The 18,214-nt window shown below is 49.8% G+C and carries 11 protein-coding genes and 1 other RNA gene; 8 read left to right on the top strand and 4 right to left on the bottom strand.

Features of this window, described 5'->3' with window-relative positions:
- The first annotated feature begins 312 nt into the window (after positions 1 to 312).
- On the top strand, positions 313 to 1,872 hold the full coding sequence (gene porX, locus GJJ30_RS11275) for a T9SS response regulator signal transducer PorX (RefSeq protein WP_154175258.1): 1,560 nt from the start codon (positions 313 to 315) through the stop codon (positions 1,870 to 1,872).
- 83 nt (positions 1,873 to 1,955) lie between these two features.
- Here porX and GJJ30_RS11280 read toward each other — a convergent pair whose 3' ends face one another.
- Both GJJ30_RS11280 and fsa read right to left on the bottom strand, forming a co-directional pair.
- Complete coding sequence (locus GJJ30_RS11280) at positions 1,956 to 2,636, bottom strand: cell division ATP-binding protein FtsE (protein WP_154175259.1); 681 nt, start codon at positions 2,634 to 2,636, stop codon at positions 1,956 to 1,958.
- A 104-nt stretch (positions 2,637 to 2,740) separates the two neighbouring features.
- Positions 2,741 to 3,400, bottom strand: coding sequence for a fructose-6-phosphate aldolase (gene fsa, locus GJJ30_RS11285; protein WP_154175260.1), 660 nt, complete (start codon positions 3,398 to 3,400; stop codon positions 2,741 to 2,743).
- A gap of 424 nt (positions 3,401 to 3,824) precedes the next feature.
- Here fsa and GJJ30_RS11290 point away from each other — a divergent pair, with 424 nt between their 5' ends.
- Entirely contained in the window at positions 3,825 to 4,586 is a 762-nt protein-coding gene (locus tag GJJ30_RS11290) for a tetratricopeptide repeat protein (RefSeq protein WP_154175261.1), read from the top strand.
- A 99-nt stretch (positions 4,587 to 4,685) separates the two neighbouring features.
- Positions 4,686 to 5,042, top strand: coding sequence for a transmembrane 220 family protein (locus GJJ30_RS11295; RefSeq protein ID WP_154175262.1), 357 nt, complete (start codon positions 4,686 to 4,688; stop codon positions 5,040 to 5,042).
- A 190-nt stretch (positions 5,043 to 5,232) separates the two neighbouring features.
- Here the strand turns inward: GJJ30_RS11295 and GJJ30_RS11300 are convergent, their stop codons facing one another.
- Positions 5,233 to 8,589 carry a ThuA domain-containing protein gene (locus GJJ30_RS11300; protein WP_154175561.1) on the bottom strand — a complete coding sequence of 1,119 codons (3,357 nt, stop codon included), beginning with the start codon at positions 8,587 to 8,589 and terminating at the stop codon, positions 5,233 to 5,235.
- A gap of 210 nt (positions 8,590 to 8,799) precedes the next feature.
- On the opposite strand from GJJ30_RS11300, the gene GJJ30_RS11305 reads away from it, so the two are divergent.
- The 3 genes from GJJ30_RS11305 (at position 8,800) to GJJ30_RS11315 (ending at position 11,162) form a co-directional block, all read left to right on the top strand.
- Positions 8,800 to 9,429 (top strand): hypothetical protein, encoded by a 630-nt coding sequence (locus tag GJJ30_RS11305; protein ID WP_154175263.1) that lies wholly within the window; start codon positions 8,800 to 8,802, stop codon positions 9,427 to 9,429.
- Positions 9,430 to 9,466: 37 nt separating this feature from the next.
- Positions 9,467 to 9,837, top strand: a transfer-messenger RNA (tmRNA) gene (ssrA, locus tag GJJ30_RS11310).
- 92 nt (positions 9,838 to 9,929) lie between these two features.
- Entirely contained in the window at positions 9,930 to 11,162 is a 1,233-nt protein-coding gene (locus tag GJJ30_RS11315) for a tyrosine-type recombinase/integrase (protein WP_170299170.1), read from the top strand.
- Here GJJ30_RS11315 and GJJ30_RS11320 read toward each other — a convergent pair.
- Complete coding sequence (locus GJJ30_RS11320; protein ID WP_154175265.1) at positions 11,159 to 15,667, bottom strand: phage tail tape measure protein; 4,509 nt, start codon at positions 15,665 to 15,667, stop codon at positions 11,159 to 11,161. The two genes, GJJ30_RS11315 and GJJ30_RS11320, sit on opposite strands and share 4 nt — an antisense overlap.
- A 377-nt stretch (positions 15,668 to 16,044) precedes the next feature.
- Between GJJ30_RS11320 and GJJ30_RS11325 the strand changes: the two genes are divergently transcribed.
- Both GJJ30_RS11325 and GJJ30_RS32580 read left to right on the top strand, forming a co-directional pair.
- Positions 16,045 to 16,557, top strand: coding sequence for a hypothetical protein (locus GJJ30_RS11325; protein ID WP_154175266.1), 513 nt, complete (start codon positions 16,045 to 16,047; stop codon positions 16,555 to 16,557).
- 40 nt (positions 16,558 to 16,597) lie between these two features.
- Positions 16,598 to 17,950, top strand: coding sequence for a PAS domain-containing sensor histidine kinase (locus GJJ30_RS32580; RefSeq protein WP_154175267.1), 1,353 nt, complete (start codon positions 16,598 to 16,600; stop codon positions 17,948 to 17,950).
- Positions 17,951 to 18,214 lie beyond the last annotated feature (264 nt).

Here is an 18,214-nt window from a genome sequence, read left to right on the forward strand (position 1 = left end):
TATAGAAAGTTGATTACAATGAATTCAAATACGGACAACCATTCCCACGCTGGAATGTACCGAGACTGTATTTGCCAAAATTAGAAGTATTTTCCGAATTAAAGGAAGAGGAATGACCGAATGAAGGGAATCAGTTGAGTATAGCTATCTTTGGCCGCGTAGTTCACAGGCAACGGCATTCGGAGCGTTTTCGAAAACAACGATGCTCTTTAATTCTTAAAAACTGTTAAAATCGAACTGCCTAAACAGTTTCGGGCGTTACCATGTTGAACAAGGTAAGCTAATCAATCAAACCACACAGAATTTAGTATCATGCAAAACTATTCCATCCTCTGGGCTGACGACGAAATCGATTTACTGAAACCCCATATTCTGTTTCTGAACAACAAAGGATACACTATTACGCCTGTAAACAGTGGGGCCGATGCGCTCGAAAAAGTGGATCAGGAGAATTTCGATCTGGTTTTTCTGGACGAAATGATGCCGGGGATGACGGGGCTGGAAACCCTCCAGCAAATCAAACAGATGCGCCCCAATCTGCCGGTTGTGATGATCACAAAGAGTGAAGAGGAGCACATTATGGAAGGGGCAATCGGAGCCAAAATCGCTGATTACCTGATCAAACCGCTCAATCCCAATCAGATTTTACTGTCGGTTAAAAAGATTCTCGACAACAAACGGCTGGTTACCGAGAAAACGAACCAGAGCTACCAGCAGGATTTCCGCAACCTGTCGAATCTGTATAACGACCGCGTCGATTTTAACGACTGGGTGGATATTTATAAGAAGCTCATTTTCTGGGAATTGGAGCTGGATGGCGCGCAGGACAAGAGTATGGGTGAGGTCTTCAATATGCAGAAAAGCGAGGCCAACTCAACATTTTGCAAGTTCATCATGGACAACTACGAAGACTGGCTGAACGAACCCAAAATGGATAAACCCATCATGTCGCATCAACTGATGCGGAAGAAAGTTTTTCCGTTAATTGAGCAAAACAATCCGCTTTTCTTCGTCTTGATCGATAACCTGCGCTACGACCAATGGAAGGTGATTGAGCCGATTTTATCCGAATTTTTTACGGTTGAAGAAGAATCGTCTTATTATTCGATTTTGCCGACCACGACGGCTTTTGCGCGGAATTCTATTTTCTCGGGCATGTTGCCCAGCGAAATGGAAAAGAAATTTCCCGACCTCTGGGTCAATGACGACAACGAAGAAGCCGGTTTGAACAACAACGAAGACCAGTTTTTGAAACGCCAGATCGACAGCAGCCGGCTCAACATCAAGTTCTCGTACCACAAAATTCTAAATACCAATCAGGGCAAGCATCTGGTCGACAACTTCAGCAACCTGATGCAGAATGACCTGAACGTGATTGTCTACAACTTTGTGGATATGCTGTCGCACGCTCGAACCGACATGGCGATGATCAAGGAACTGGCGCCCGACGAGGCCGCGTACCGCTCAATCACGCGCTCCTGGTTTAGCCATTCGCCTTTGCTGGAACTGGTTCGGAAGATTTCGGAGAAGAATGGCCGACTGATCATTACGACCGACCACGGCATGATCCGGGTTCAAAAACCGGCCAAAATTGTCGGATACCGCGATACCAATACGAATCTGCGGTACAAACAGGGCAAAAACCTGGGCTTTGACGACAACCACCTGTTCGTTTGCCGCAAACCGGAAAACTTCTTCCTGCCCCGGATTCACGTTTCAACGGCTTACGTCTTTACGCTGGAAGATTATTTCTTCGCGTATCCAAACAATTACAATTATTACGTCAATTATTACCGGGATACCTTCCAGCACGGGGGCGTGTCGCTGGAAGAAATGATCATTCCTTTTGTGTATCTTAAACCGAAGCAATGACTATAATTGGTTTGATTTTAATGATTGCGGTGATGCACTTTACCAATAGATATTCATCACCGCAATCATTAAAATCAAACCAATCATAGTCCCTGCTCAATCACCTTCCCATCCTCCACGCGCAGGACGCGGGCGGGGTATTTCCGGAGGAAATCGTAATTATGGGTGGCCATCAGGATGGCGGTGCCGGAGTTGTTGATGGTTTGAAAGACATTCATGATTTGCTCGCCAACCGCCGGATCAAGGTTTCCGGTGGGTTCATCGGCAATCAGAATCATGGGTTCGTTCAACATCGCCCGCGCAACAACCACGCGTTGCTGCTCCCCGCCCGAAAGCTGGTGCGGCATTTTTTTATGCAATGTGCCCAAACCGACCTGCATCAAAACCTCCGAAATACGGTTTTTCATCTTGGCGGGATCGGTCCAGCCGGTGGCCTTCAACACAAACCGCAGGTTGTCTTCGATGTTTCGGTCCATGAACAACTGAAAGTCCTGAAAGACGATGCCAATTTTCCGGCGCAGGTAGGGCACATCTTTCGGTTTCAGTTTCTCCAGCCCAAAACCCGCTATATGACCCGTGCCGGATTGCAGCCAGAGATCGGCATAAAGGGTTTTGAGCAATGAACTTTTCCCACTGCCTGTCCGACCAATTAAAAACACAAAATCCCCTTTATTGACGTCAAACGTCACATCACCCAGGACAATCCGGCCGCCCTGATAGATATCGGCCTGATTCAGAGACAGAACGGGTTCAGTTGAAAACATAAATTTAAAATGATGGATGATGAACGATGAATAATGATTGCGAAGAACTGCTTTTACGAAGATAAACGTTAGTCAATTCATCGTTGATAATTCATCATTCATAATTATTTGGTTCCTGCATTCTTGTGGTCGGCCAGAAATTTGGCAAGACCGATGTCAGTCAGCGGATGGCTGAAGAGTGCATTGATCACGCTCAGCGGACCGGTCATCACATCGGCGCCCACTTCCGCACACTGAATGATGTGCATCGGATGACGAATGGAAGCCGCCAGAATCTGCGTCGAATAGCTGTAATTCCGGTAAATCAGCGCAATTTGCTCGATCAGCGCCACGCCATCGATCGAAATATCATCCAGCCGACCAATAAACGGAGAAACATACGTGGCTCCGGCTTTGGCCGCCAGTAAGGCTTGACCCGCCGAAAAAACCAGCGTGCAGTTCGTTTTAATCCCTTTTTCTGAAAAGTAATTGATGGCCTTGATGCCTTCTTTGATCATGGGCACCTTCACGACAATTTTGTCGTCGATTTCGGCCAGCTCTTCGCCCTCCGAAATGATTTCGTTAAAGGTCGTTGCAATGACTTCCGCGCTGACATCGCCGTCAACGATGTCACAAATCGCTTTATAATGTTGCATGACGCGATCTTTTCCGGTGATGCCTTCCTTCGCCATCAGGGATGGATTGGTGGTTACGCCGTCTAAAATACCCAGATCCTGGGCCTCGCGAATGTCATTGAGATTGGCAGTATCAATAAAAAATTTCATAAAATCTATATAGAGGAGAATAGGTTACGGTACTCGGTTTATGGTTAGCTGTAGCACAAACGCAACTGCCGGTTTGGTCGGAAAACCAAAACCGCTCCGGCAGTCCGGCGTAAACATATTGACAAATGAGTTAAATACGTCAGAATGATCCTAAAAATAAAGATAAACTTCAGCAAGGCGGTCTGATTTTTCGTATTCCCGTTGATCTTGAAGCGATCAACCCGAGGATTGGGCATGTGGGAATTCCGGAAACAAAAAAAGGCAAACCGACATCTCACCGCTACGACCGCCTACCCTTGCTTCCGTCAAGACCTGGGGGATTCAGCAGGAGCTGGTAGTGCCTGTTTGCCGGGTGCAAAATTAGTAATTTATGCAGGAAAATAAAAGTCGCTGGCTACTTTTGTGGCAATTTTAAATAGTAATCATGACAAAGATCATCCCAGATACCGTATTTGGCCATTTTATATGCAAAAGAAAGGGCTCATTTTTGAGCCTGAGTTTTATTCTCTTCAGTTTATGGATCACGCAAGCCTGTACATCTTCGGAAGCAAAGCTGACGGAGGCCCGGAGTCTGATGCAGCAGGGCAAATTTCGGGAAGCCATTCAGCCGCTGAACCAGGCCATCGATGCCGATGGAAGTAATTATGAGGCATTTAACAGCCGTGGGGTAGCTTATTTTGAGTTGAAAGACTACGAAAATGCGCTGCTGGATTACGAACAGGCGATTCAGTTGAAACCGGATTTTTATAAACCGTATTACAACCGGGCCAAATTGAAAACCGCCCGGGGAGAAACGGAGGTCGCTTTGAAGGATTATGCCGAAGCCATTCGCCGGGCGCCGGACTCGTCGGATATTTACCTCGATCGGGGACAATTATTTGCCACCTCGGGAAACCTGACCTCGGCTTTGTCGGATTTCAACGAAGCCATTCACCTGGATCCGAAGAATTCGCTGGCGTATTTCAACCGCGGCAACATTCGGTTTCAACAGGATGAGTTTCCGGCCGCTCTCGAAGATTTTACCAAAACCGTGCAATTAAACGCTAAATTTGGTAAAGCCTTTAACGCGCTGGGCGTTACGCAGATCATGCTCAATCAGCGCGAAACGGGCTGTTTAAGTTTGAAACAGGCGCTGCAACTGGGCTATTCCGAAGCGCAGCCCTACATTACGGAATATTGTCACTAAAAATGATGAATTAAGGATGATGAACGATGAATTCGTTGTTTCAATCCATTCATCGTTCATCATCCATAATTCGTCATTTAACTCTAAACCTTACGTAATATGCGTAAATTCATCGCGATTTTCTTCGGTTTGCTTTTTGTCCTTTTTGCGGCTTTTCAGTACAACGATCCTGACCCGCAGGTCTGGATTCCGATTTACGGTTTTGCGGCCATTGCCAGTTTTTTGGCTTTTGGTAATGTCGCCCGACCCTGGTTTTATATTGTAGCGGGCATTGTCTATTTAGGTGTTGCGGTGTATTGGTGGCCACCCAAATTTGAGGGGTTTTTACTGGACGAAATGGGGATGAAGACCGTCAACATCGAACTGGCCCGCGAATCGGGCGGTTTGGCCATTTGCGGGGCCGTCATGTTTCTTTTGGCCGTGCTGACGCGCGAGAGTTTCAGCAGGACCCGGTAATAGGGTTACAAAAAAAGCCGCCGGATCATTGACCCCGGCGGCTTTTTTGTGTGCTAATCGTGTTACTGAAAAGCTATTTCGCGAAGTTAAGCGGAGTTTTAAAGAGTTGAGCAGAGTTTTCTCCGCTTAACTCCTTCTAACTCTGCTTAACTTCGCGATACAACCTACTTATCATCCGAAAAACCGCTCCTTACATCGTTTCGGCGTTAAACTGAATGCCATCCAGAGCAAACAGCGGTATGCTTCCGGCTCCCGGATTGACGTACACAAAATAGAGTTTGTGCGGTCCGCTCACCGGCGTCTTGAAGGGAATATTGACGGCTTCCATCGAGTTACTTTTTACCTCGCCCATTCCCAAAACCGTTCCGGTTGGCGAATCGAGCCGAATTTCGAGCGTGCCGCCCGCCATGTATTGTTTGGAAGCCGAGCCCATGACGGTCACACTTCGAATGCCGGAGAGGTCAATGTCGTTGAACGCAAAATACCCGTTGGTTGCTCCGGCGAACACGATTTCACCGCCGGTCGGTAATTTGTATTTGGAAACACTTTTGCCTTCATCGAATGAAGCAGCCTTCATTTTAGCACTCCGGAGCGCCACTGTCGACGTGCCCGTCAGCGGCCCGATCACCGAACCGCCTTTGTCGGTGTAGCTGGCCGAGAACAGGTACGAGCCATCTTTTTCCTTGGCTTGAGCGGTGTAGGTTCCTTTCAGCGGTTTTTTATCGACCTGCTGCTTATCGCCCAGCGACATGATGTAGCTCACCATTTCTTTGACTTCGTCCACTTTCAGTTGCGGGTGGGCACTCATGGCCTGCTCACCCCAAACGCCACCACCGCCTTCGATAACCTTGGTTGCCAGTTTGTTAACAATCTCGGTCCGGCGCTCTTTGGCGTATTTCTTCGCCACATCCTGGTAGGCAGGTCCAATGGATTTTTTATCAATGCTGTGGCAGGCTTTGCAGTCGCTGAGTTCGATCAGCCGTTTACCGGTGGCAAAACCGACATTGGCCTGGTGGCCCTGCGCCAGCAGCGTTTTGTCAAAGCCTTCCAGGAAATTGATCGTCATCGTGACATCTTCGGGGCTGATTTTGCCCGTTGAAAGATTGCCATCTTCCTTATCGGCCACTTTTACCTCGTATTCAACGGGTTTATTGTCGAAATAAAAGGTTTTATTCCCCTTAACGGCCACCTCAACGTTCGGAACTTCGTTACCAACCCGGATTTCCAGTTTCTTCGTCGATACATTTCCGGCCGCATCGGTAACTTTCAGCGTCGGATAATACACGCCCGGTTTGGCATACGTGAACGCAGGATTGGCCTGCGTACTCTTGGGTAAACCGGGACCGAACGTCCACTCGTATTTGATCGCATCGCCGTCGTAATCCAGCGAACCTTTGGCGTCGAATTTAACGGCCAGGGGAGCCGAACCGACGGTTTTGCTGGCATTGGCAACCACCAGCGGTTTGCGGTTTCCGGCGTTGTAGGTGATGTGTGACAGGCGCGCGTCGTCGTTCTGGGCAAACCAGTTCTGGCCGTATTCGAGCACGTACAACGACCCGTCCTTGTGAAACTGCATGTCGATCGGGTGGCTGAATTTCGTATTTGGCATGAAGGTTTCCATCTTCACAAAATCACCTTCCTTGGTCATCGTCACCGGGTGAATCCAGTCGCGAATCCAGTCGTACGCGAAAAATTTACCATCATAATGGCGCGGAAATTTCACGGCGGTTTCCGGATAATCATCGTAGTAATACACCGGACCACCCATTGCGTTCCGGCCGCCTTTGCTGACAATCGGGCCGAATTCCGGCGAATCGGCGTACGGATAATAAATAAACGCCTTCTGCGCCGGAGGTAACTCGCTGATTCCCTTGATCAGTTTCGACGGATTGACCGGTTTGGCCGGGTCGAAAGCCGGACCGGAAGTGCTGTCGGCGAAATTGTAATGACGGTACGGCCGGTTGTCGGCAACGAACAGCGGCCAGCCGAAATAACCGGCTTTGCGGGCCTGGTTGATTTCATCGTGACCGCGTGGGCCGTATTTTTCAATGTTATTGGCCGCATCGGGACCTACTTCGCCCCAGTACAGAAAACCGGTGCGCTGATCGACCGAGATCCGGTATGGATTCCGGTTTCCCATCACGTAGATCTCAGGACGCGTATTCGGCGTCCCTTTCGGGAACAAGTTGCCTTCTGGAATGGCGTAAGTGCCGTCGTCGAGCGGTTTGATGCGCAGGATTTTACCGCGCAGGTCCATCGAATTGCTTGAGGTCGTCAGGGCGTTGAACCCTTCGCGGCCCGGCCGGTCGTCGGACGGACTGAAACCGCGCGACTCGAAGGGGTTTGTATCGTCGCCGGTCGAAAGGTAGAGGTTACCCGACTTATCCCAGGCCACCGATCCGCCGGTGTGGCAGCATTTATCGTCACGCTTGACCGGAACCCGTAACAGCACCTGCTCGCTTTCCATCTTCAGCTCATTCTTCTCGGCATCGAATTTAAACCGCGAAAGGTGCTGGGCCGTATCGGCTTTCCATTTCTCGGCGGTTGGCGAATAATACAGATACAACCACTGATTGTCTTTGAATTTCGGGTCGATGTTCATGCCCATCAAACCGTATTCCTGCTTCGTATAAACCGGCAGATTCGCAACGACTTTGGTCGCTTTTGTCTTGGGATCGTAGACTTTCAGCGCGCCTTTGCGTTCGGTGAAAAGCACCTTGCCGTTGTCGAGCACCACCAGTTCCGTGGGTTCGTCGAGTTTCTCGGCCAGCACTTCCTTGTTAAAGCGGTTTTCTTCCGGAAACGGCATCGTTTTGGCTTTGGAATAATCCAGTTTTTCCGAAACCGCATACTGAATTCCGCCGAGCAAGTGTTTGAGGTAAACGGGGTTGGCATACGTCTCGTCGGGGTGACCGAAGTTGGTGTAAAATACCTTTCCGCCGTCGTATTCGTGAAACCACGACATCGGATGGTTGTCGCCCATTTTGCCTTCCTTATACGTTTTTTCGTCGATTTTGACGAGGACGTTTATATCGGGATTGACGTTTTTGAAGTCGTAAAACTCATCCTTGATTTTCCAGCGATCCGGAAAACCGAACATCGAAACGTTATTTTTATTGACTACGTACGCTTCCCCTTCCTGCACGTTCGGGTTGCCGGGGTGGCTCATGAAATAACCGCCCACCAGTTTGCCGTACCACGGCCAGTCGTATTCGGTATCGGCAGCTGCGTGAATTCCGACGTAACCGCCACCGGCCTGAATGTAGCGTTCGAAAGCGGCCTGCTGCATATCATCCAGGACGTCGCCCGTGGTGCTCAGGAAAACGACGGCGTTGTAGCGTTTCAGGTTGGCTTCGGTGAATTTACCCGCGTTTTCGGTGGTGTCGACCGCGAAACCGTTCTCCTTGCCCAGTTTCATAATGGCCAGTTTGCCGACGGGAATCGAAGCGTGCCGGAAACCTTTGGTTTTGGAGAAAACTAATAAGCGTTTCTGGGGCGCCTGGGCCATCGACCATCCGGCCGAAAAAGTCAGACAACACACCAGCATCCACAACAGGAGCGCCCGAAAGCGAAACCGGGATTGAAGGTTGTAAGAATACATAGAGGTTAGTTAATGAAAACGAACGTTGTTCAGAAAACCGCCTTATAAAAATTCGGATTTCAAATAGACTTTTACAAAGCTTCAAAAGTACAAAAAAACCGACCGCTACCCAAGTCATAAGCTGTATCTTTGCAGCCTATTAATTCCTGTTTCCGAATGGATTTTACACACCTGCTTACCCACCTGGTGGCCGACGATTCGCTGCACGCGCGTTGGCTGAATACGCTGTCGATGATGGAAAATACCGGCGCCCGCAAGATTTCGGCGGCCGAACCCAAAACCACCGTCGATTTACTGATGCTCAAACACGCGGCCGAGGAAGCCCGGCATGCCTATTACCTGAAAAAACAGATTCAGAAAGTTTCCAAAACCGACTGCCCGACCTACGAACCAGCGTACCTGCTGGCGCCCACCGACAGCCACGCCTACCTGAACCGGCTCGATGTGCAGGTGTGCCGGTACCTGAAAACCGCCCTGGGTTTGTCGGGTGCAGACCTGAAATACGCGGCTTACCTGCTGGTGACCTACTCTATCGAGGTGCGGGCCGACGAACTCTACCCGGTTTATCAGAATGTCCTGACAGAATCGGGGAGCAAGGTGAACGTTCGCTCGATCATTGTAGAAGAGGAGGGACACCTGGCCGAGATGCTGCGGCAGATGGAAACGTTTTTCGGCGACTGGCAGACCCACGCCGAGCGGGCGGTGGCGATTGAAACCGGTTTGTATATGGCCTGGCTGGGCAGTTTGATGGCGTCGGAAAAAATCGATGCTGGAAAGGAAAACTAATTTCCGTACCTTTGCGTTACGATTCATACACGTTTCTGGGGACGACCGGAATTGACAGCTTGTTGACGCTGCGTGTAAGCATGCCGGGAGTTGAGGGCATTTCCTGTATAACAAACCTTCAAACAATAACTGGCGAATATAACTACGCCATGGCTGCTTAATCCGGAGGATTAGCTAATGCCATTGTCTCCCCAGCATACGTGCTGCTGGCTGGATCAGGAGGCATCGACTCGCAGCGCTGGCTCAGTTTATGGTGTTAACGGCTGAGTAAGACACAAGCACCTACGGATGAGGTCTGGCGTGATGCGGGCCTGGCTGATTCCCGACAATCCCAATCGCATCTAAGCATGTAGAAAGCACGACGGTTTCCTTGTCTGGACCAGGGTTCGACTCCCTGCGTCTCCACTTTTCAAAGCCCTGTAAATCAAGTATTTACAGGGCTTGTCTTTGCCATGAGTGCAAAAATGGCAAAAAAATGGCAAAGAAAAGTGAAATTTCTCATGTCCGACAATTCCACCACCACCGCAAAATTTCCTTATAAAGAGCCATTTATCTCCAAACCAGCCGATGACGATTTGACGAAGCAATGGGTCGTCGAATACGGAATTTGGTCCAAAAAAAAACAGTGCATCGTTCGGAAACGGGTCGTTCTTTCCGGCAATACCGTTGCCCAGCGACTGGCTGACGCCAAAGAAATTATTGCCGAACTCAAACGGATTTTGAAGAAAGGAGAGGCCTACGTCGATGAAGTAGAACCCACCCAGGCGAAAAATAAAAAGAACCCGAAAGTCGATCCACCCCCAACCCGTTCCTCCCGAGTCAAACATGGCTCCGTCTCCAAAATTCTCATTCTGGAAGCGATTGACCAGTTTATGAGTTTTAAGGAGAAGACGACCAAGCCCAACACCATCATGACGTACCGGACGCACGTCAATACCTTATTAAAGTATTTAAAGCGTCATCAATTGCAGAAAAAGGCCCTGGTTAACTTCACCGATGCCGATGCCCTTCATTTTTTGGATGAAGCCACCACCGTGGAGCGCCTGGGAAACCGGTCACGGAACAATGCACGAGATGCCATATTTACGCTGTTCGAGCATTTCCGGAAACGAAAACATATTGAGGTCAATCCATTTAAGGAGATTGGCAAGCTGTCGTTTCGTCGGTATAAACACATGCCGTACACCTTTGAACAACGCGATCAGATCAAGCAATTTTGCCTGGAGACCAATCAGCATCAACTACTCCTTTTTATCAGCTTTATTTATTACGGCTTTATGCGGCCGCACGGCGAGGTGTCGAAATTGAAAGTCAAGGATTTAAGGGAGCGGACCATTGCGATCGATGCGGATAATGCCAAAGACATCGAGGCCGAACATATTCAGATTCCGCCCGGACTTGAAAAACTCATCGACGAATATCAACTCCGGAGTTACCCGCCGGAAGCCTACCTGTTTACTAAAACTGGTCAGCCTGGTTCAAAACACGTCGATAAACTGTATTTCTACCGGCGTCATCGAAAAATACTGGCTAAACTGGGGTTTACCGATAAGCGCTTTGATTTATACGGCTGGAAACATACCGGAGTCATTGCCCTCTGGGTGGCCACGCAGAATATCCGGTTGATTCAGCGACAATGCCGACACTCCAATGCCCAGCAAACTGAAGAATACCTGCGGGATTTGGGGATCATTGTGAAAGATACCGATATCGACAAATTTCCGGATTTTTAAACCCGCCACATTTCGGCTTCGCAGGTGACCACCGGGTTGTCGCCCAGGGCGGTTTTCAAGGTGCTGATCAGGTAATCAACTCCCTGAATGTGCACTTTCTGCCGCATGGTAAACCGCGCCAGATCCGCAGCCGATAGATACAGGTTCCGCCGGATCGGGAAGGTGCGGCCCCGGAACTGCTCGAACCGCTGCCAGTAGTTCTCCACCAGGTTGCCAGGCTCCGACCACAGCAGCGTCTGGCCATCGTGCGCGTGGGTAGCCGTCGGCACGCCACCGATCAGCCCGTTCCAGAATAAAAACCGGTTACTCAAGACAGGTCTGGCATCTTTATTCAGTACGCTGAACCCGGCCTGGCTGGTGGTGGCCAGGCCCGATGCCGGATCGGTCAGTAGAGTGGAAAACCGCGACTTGATCGGCAGCAACACCCCGCCCGCATTCTCTGCGGTTTCCGGGGTCTGGTATTTGTCCATCGGGGCCGGAATGGGCTTCATCGTCGCATCGTTTCCGTCGATCTCGTAGCTCAACTCCAGTCGCCCATGCTGATCCGGAATCCGGAGATGCGCCGTGCCGGTTTTATAACTCCAGTTGGTCAGCGTGGGCTGACCCAGCACGTCGTCGACAAAATCAATCGTGCAGATCTTCCGGCGCGCGTTGAAGTCCAGCCAGAGGTTGAACAGTTTCCGCAGTTCGATCAAAAGGCCACCCATCGTGACTTCGGGCAGGTGATTGCTATAGGTCAACGTGGTTTGCTGGTCCAGGGCGTACAGGTTGTAAAACACCAGCCGCTGCAAAGCCGCATCGTCCTGGGCCTTGCGGGCGTCTTCTTCGGCTTTCTGGGCTTCCATCTGGGCGATCTTGGCTTCAAACTTGGCCTGTTCGGCCTGCTTTTTGGCTTTGCCTGAGCCAAACAGATACATTCGTCCACCCTGCAGCGGCTCCAGGTAGGAGCGGTATTCTCCGCCGTCGCCGAAGACGGCCCCGTTACGCGCCAGGATCGGCGCGCCGTTGCGGTGCAGCGAGGAATGCAGCAGTTTGTCAATAACGGGTCGGTTGTTGCGGTAAGTGTTGCGGGACAGGATCATAATCGGTTCTCCACCCTCCATCTCGCCGATTTCCTGCCCCGTATCGCGCCGGGTGAGGGCAATGCCCGCCTGGCCGTACTGCGTGCCGTGGCCGGGTCCGGTGGGTACACCCCCGTTGCGCAAATAGCCGCCCTGAGCGTAGGAAGGCGGCTTCTGGGATTTAATGATGCCGATCTGAATGGCGGCCATCGCTGCCGACGCGGCCACGCCGATCAGCCCCAGAGGAAAGCCCATCGTAGCCAGCGACTTTAGGGCGGCCATCGCGGCATTGATCAGCGCCATGGCAATCTGCATGGCCTGGTCCCGTTTCCAGGCTTTCAATTTCTCCTGTTTCTCCTTTTCGGCGGCATCGGCATTGATCTTGGCAATCGTCTTTTCGTACTGGTCCTTGGAAATTTTGCCCTGATCGTACTGCTCTTTCCACGATTTGAGCTGCGATTCCTTTTCTTTTTCAATCTTTTTGAGCTGATTGTCCAGGTATTGCTTATTTAAAGCGGTCAGTCCCTGAATAACGACACCTGCAATCTCTAATTTTTCCTTCGATTTTTCTTTCCAATCCTGTTGTTCATCGGCATTGGCTTTTTTGGCATTTGTCAGTTTCTGAAGCAGGAAATTCATGAAAGTGGAATAATCTCCATTCATCAGCCCTTCCACGGCGGAGAAAAATTCCTGGACGTTTTGCTTCCGTTTTTCGTGATGCTCTTTATGGAGTGCCGTGGCTTCCTGTTCAAACTTCCGATCGGCCGCCCCCAACTGGGCATTTTTCCACTGGTTAAGCTGGTCGATAGCCTGGGCTTTTTTCGTTTCGTCAGTCAACACCCGTTCAATGTGGGCTTTCTTTTCATTGTACTCGGTCTGGATTTTCTGACGCTCTTCAGCGAGCTCAGCCGCCAGGCGCTGTTTCTTCAGTTCAAAGGTCTGCTGCTCATTGTTGCGGGCGGCAAACAGTTGGTTTTCGTAGAGCGTTTTGGTGGTTTGTGACTGGTAATCGGCCAGGTCCTTGAACAGCGATTTCTCCTTCTCAGCCTGCTCTTTCTCCGCCTGCAGCTTTTTCTCCCGTTTCTCCAGCTCCTCCTTTTCTTTTTTATCGCGGAACTGCTTTTGCGTTTCCGCGACCCGGTTTTCAAAGTCTTTCTCGATCAGGTCAATCTGCTGGGCCTTTAGTTTGGCATCGGCCACGGACTCCTGCACGGCGCGTTTCTGCTGATCGCGCTTGAATGTCAGGTTGGCAATTTCCCGCTGTTGGTCATCGGCGATCAGCTCGATCTGCATGCGCCGAATGTCATCGTTAGCCTGGCGGTTGGCGCGTGTCTTTTCTTCGGCAACCTGTTTGGCGTGATCTTCCTGTTTTTTCTTCTCGGCATCCCGGTGTTTATCGTTATCACCTCCCATGGCCGTCAGCGCCTGGGCGTTGATCTGAACTCCGGCGGTGGCGGCATCCTGGGCCCCGGTTTTGGAGGTGGTAACCTTTTTGTCAACGTGGGTTTTATGATCCGCTTCGGTTTTTGCGTGGGCTTCCTTCAGCGTGCTCTGATACGTGGTGCTGAAGGCATCAGCTACCTTCTTGCCGCCGTTCATCATCACGTCGGCCATGCCCTTTATATCCATTGTCAGGAAGGCTTTGACAAACTGTACGGTGACTTCGGCAGCCGTTTTCATAGCCTGCCACAAGCCATTGACGCCCGCGCGGAAGGTGTCACTGTGCTGATAAGCCGCCACCAGGGCAGCTCCCAGCGTCAACAATATGGCGATGACGGCCGCAATAGGATTGGCCGACATGGCCACATTCAAGAGCCGTTGGGCTACAGCCGCGGCTTCGGTGGCGATGGTACGGGCTTTCTCGGCCGCGGCCATTCGGAGGGAATTGGCTTCGGCCAGAATCGCCTGGGCATTGAAGGTGACCAGAGCGGCTACTAGGAGTCCAATACTTACTTTATTCTCATTGAGGAATGCTGGAATTGCGCCTACGGCTTTACCGAAGGCGATGGCGTATTCGCCCCCTTTCAGCACCATCGGCAAAAGCTTGTTGCCCAGATCGACGGAAACCGCCTGGACCGCTTTGCCCATTTTTTCGAGTTGTCCGGCCGCATTCGTGTTCTTGAGGATAAATTCGTTGGTCAGTGAGGTGCCCTGCTGCATGGATTTGTTTGCCAACTCCTGTTTGTCGCGCACCAGTTGGGTCTGGTCTTTCAAGAGCGACATGACTTTAGTGGCTTCCTGGGATTTGATGCCCAAATCGGCCAGTCGTTTGGCGACCACATCGGCGGGCAGTCCTTTCAGACTTTCGGCCAGTTTCAGCAAAAACTCATTGGGGTTAGTGTTGATGAGCTTTTTCATTTCCCCCTCGGTGATGCCGAGCTGACGGGCAAAAGTGGCCGTATCTTTGGCCGCCGTCAGCAGAATATTTGACAAACCGCCAGCGGCTATTTCTGCACTCAGACCCATTTCCTGAAAAGCGGCTCCCAATCCCAGGGTCTGGGAAATCTGGGGCGACAGGTTGCCGAGCTGCCCCATCCGCTGGGTGAAGTCGGCCACGACCGGAGCGGTGGCGGTTCCGGCGGCTCCCAGGTCGTTGAGCGCTGAGCCAATCTGTTTGATGGCCGTGCCGGCATCGAGGTTTTTGGTTTCCTGAAACAGATTTTTAAGCGTGCCCAGCGTGGTGGTCACCTGCTCAACGCCCCCGGAAAATTCATCGCCCAGGGCGACGACTGCCTGATCAGTGGCCTGGACAAAACCGAGCATTTCGTCTTTGGCAATATTGATCTGGCCGCCGACTTTGGCGATTTCCAACAGCTCGGACTGAGCGGTGCGGGTGTCGATTTTGGCGATTTCATCATTCAACCCCTTTACTTCGTCGGCGGTCATGCCGGTGCTTTTCTGCACATCGGCGAAGGCATCGGAGGTTTCGGCGGCCGCATGGATGGACTCTTTACCGAATTGGACGACTTCCTGAATCACATCATCCAGCAGAAAAGCGCCGAAGGTACTAACGAAGGTATCTTTCAGGCGGCTCCAGGTGGAAACATTCTCGTCGGTGGAATCGCGCAGGGCGCGCATTTCGGCGTTAACCCCATCGAGCCGCCGATCCACGTCGACAACCTCTTTCATTTTATCGATCCACTCGTCGGAGTTGATTTTGAGGTCTTTCAGCTCATTGTTGAGCAGCCGTTTTTTTGCCCGAAGTTCGTTAACCGACGCGTTTTCCAGATCCAGATTCTGGATGTACTCGCGGGTTTCGACGTTGAGCTGTTTCTTTTGGGCGGCCAGTTCGCGGTAAGCGTCGGTGTTTTCTTCCCCGGCTTCCTTCATCCGGCGCATCTCGGCGGTAATTTCGCGGGCTTCCTGGCGCATTCCGGCTAGGCTCCGCTCGGCATCTTCGCCGTCGATGATGAGCTTTATTTTACTCTCTTCAACCTGGTTCATGCGGTGGCATTAGTAGAATGTCCACCAAATTGAAAAGCTGCCCGGGGTTGAAACAGGACGGCTTTTGTAAAAGTATATTAGAAATACAGTGTCTTACTAAAAGGAGGGATTATTGAAACTTTTAATAACCGTCGACCCCAGTTAGTAGAACACTACATAAAGCATCCTAAAAAAATAATAATTCATAGTTAATCACTAAAGTGGGTAGCTTTATTTCGGTACTTTTGACGGACAACCAAAGAACTACCCCGCACCAGAGGAATCTTACTCCAATCCGAAATTTATTATTATGGGTATCCAGGGAGCCGTTGGATATCCCATCGACCATGGCGCAAAGTCTAATAAACAGCTTAATTACATTTTAATATCTTGGGGCTATGTTCAGTTCACCCGATGAAAAGTTACTGACGTCCGTACTCGATAACCATCCCGAACCGATTGTATTGCATACTCCCGTATTTGGATCAGAAGAGGGTGATACGATTGTTGATTTTACCTTGCTCTATTTCAACGATGCTGCCAGGCAGCAGGCAAATCTACCTTACGCCCTGATGAAAGGGCAAAAAGTTAGTGAGCTGGCAGGCTATAGCGAAGAAGGAAGAAAAAAGCTTACTCAGCAATTAATCGAGGTGTATACCTCGGGCAAGGATTTACAAACTACCTATTACAATGAACTGCTTGACATATATTTTGACGTACTCCGACGCAAAATAGACGGTGCAATCCTCTCGATTACTAAGAATGTTAATGCAGAAATGAAGGAACGCCTGGAAAAACAAAAGCAACAGGAGCTGGTAAACCTGATACTCAATAATTCCCTGAATGGCTGGTACGTGTTGGATGCGGTGTTAAATGAGCAACAAAAAGTGATCGATTTCATGTTTACTTAACAATATCTTTTTACAGTTCAGTGGTCTTTCCCAGGAACAAGTGATCGGAAAGCGACTTTTAGCCCTGTTTCCAGCCACAAAATCCACCGGTTCTTTTGAGCGATATAAGGAGGTCTATCGGACTGGTAACTCTCAACGAAGCCAATCTCATTACACTGCCGGGGGGAAGGATGCCTGGTACGATAGTGTTGTGGCTAAATTGGGCGAGCATTCGCTGATGGTAACGTTTGCTGATGTGACGGAGCTTAACACAAAAGCCAGGGAGCTTGAAAACAAAAATTACATTCTCGATAACATCTTTACCCATTCATCAAATGGGATTTCATTTGGCCAGGTTATTCGCGATCAGGAAGGAAAGATCATTGATGGGAAACCGATCATGGCGAATAAGGCAGCCATCCAACTGGTTGGCATTCCCCAGGATCTCTACTTTTCAAAAACATCGGTTGAACTTGAGCCGAATATTTTAAACACACCCTATTTTCAAAAAATTATCCACACCATGGATACGGGTGAACCGTCCCTGGTCGAATACCAACTGGAGTCGACTGGGCGGTGGATCGAGATTTCACTTTCCCGCATGGACAGGGATCACCTGATTATCATTTTTACCGATGTTACGGAAATAAAAGAGATTGAGCTGCAAAAAGAACGGCTGATTGACGAACTCAAACGAACCAATGCGGCACTCGAAGATTTTACAAGAGCGGCATCCCACGACCTGAAAGAACCCTTGCGCAAAGTGCAACTGTTCACCGAGCGGCTCCAAGATATGCTGGCCACGAAGATGAATGACGAAGAAACTATCTTAATGGAAAAAGTAAAAGGGGCAAACAAGCGAATGATGCTGCTGGTAGAAGACCTGCTATCTTATGCTGATATTAGTTACGGGCCTCACCAACTGGAAGAAATTGACTTAAACGAAAAACTGGCGGATGTACTTTCGGACCTGGAACTGGTGATCCAGGAAAAAGGCACTACTCTTACAATGGATAAGTTGCCAGTGGTCAAAGGATATGGAAGGCAATTAGGGCAACTCTTTCAAAACTTAATCAGCAATGCACTAAACTACAGCAAACCTGGCGAACCATCGGCAATAACCATCACAGTAAACGAAATAAACAAAGCCGATGTACCGTCACATTTTATCCCTGATTCAAATCATTACTACCTTTTTCAAGTAAAGGACAATGGGATCGGCTTCAACCAGGAGTATGCTGAAAAGATCTTCAATGTGTTTACCCGCCTTCACAGACGGGAATTATATCCAGGAACGGGTATAGGTCTTTCCATTGTAAAAAAAGTTGCGGCAAACCACCAAGGTTTTGTCTATGCGGAAAGCGAAGAAGGGAAGGGTGCCACCTTCAGTGTGCTACTGCCACGGGATGCTTAAGTAAACCACTATTTGATCGACTTAGGAGTACAGCAAATACCCTGGTATTGCAAAAAGCAAAGTTCAGTCAATACGAATCCTATAATCCAAAAATTCTTCGCCTGCTATTATATCGTCTCACGAAACCCCCGTATTACGAGTAGAACAGGATGGATCAAATTACCTTTCATTTATCTCAATGCCACGTCTCAAATTGTTGTCTCACAATTCTATAGCTCAAAAAGCATGGACTTCCTGAGTTTTTGAGACAAATACTTTTCAGTT

It is taken from the genome of Larkinella terrae (assembly GCF_009668025.1).
Classification (GTDB): Bacteria; Bacteroidota; Bacteroidia; order Cytophagales; family Spirosomataceae; genus Larkinella; species Larkinella terrae.

What these genes read in the sequence shown, in the direction of transcription:
- GJJ30_RS11315 (WP_170299170.1), top strand. Translation starts at nt 9,930, where the DNA reads ATGTCCGACAATTCCACCACCACCGCAAAATTTCCTTATAAAGAGCCA.
- GJJ30_RS11325 (WP_154175266.1), top strand. Translation starts at nt 16,045, where the DNA reads ATGTTCAGTTCACCCGATGAAAAGTTACTGACGTCCGTACTCGATAAC.
- GJJ30_RS11295 (WP_154175262.1), top strand. Translation starts at nt 4,686, where the DNA reads ATGCGTAAATTCATCGCGATTTTCTTCGGTTTGCTTTTTGTCCTTTTT.
- GJJ30_RS11320 (WP_154175265.1), bottom strand. Translation starts at nt 15,667, where the DNA reads ATGAACCAGGTTGAAGAGAGTAAAATAAAGCTCATCATCGACGGCGAA.
- GJJ30_RS11290 (WP_154175261.1), top strand. Translation starts at nt 3,825, where the DNA reads ATGACAAAGATCATCCCAGATACCGTATTTGGCCATTTTATATGCAAA.
- GJJ30_RS11305 (WP_154175263.1), top strand. Translation starts at nt 8,800, where the DNA reads ATGGATTTTACACACCTGCTTACCCACCTGGTGGCCGACGATTCGCTG.
- porX (WP_154175258.1), top strand. Translation starts at nt 313, where the DNA reads ATGCAAAACTATTCCATCCTCTGGGCTGACGACGAAATCGATTTACTG.
- fsa (WP_154175260.1), bottom strand. Translation starts at nt 3,400, where the DNA reads ATGAAATTTTTTATTGATACTGCCAATCTCAATGACATTCGCGAGGCC.
- GJJ30_RS11300 (WP_154175561.1), bottom strand. Translation starts at nt 8,589, where the DNA reads ATGCTGGTGTGTTGTCTGACTTTTTCGGCCGGATGGTCGATGGCCCAG.
- GJJ30_RS11280 (WP_154175259.1), bottom strand. Translation starts at nt 2,636, where the DNA reads ATGTTTTCAACTGAACCCGTTCTGTCTCTGAATCAGGCCGATATCTAT.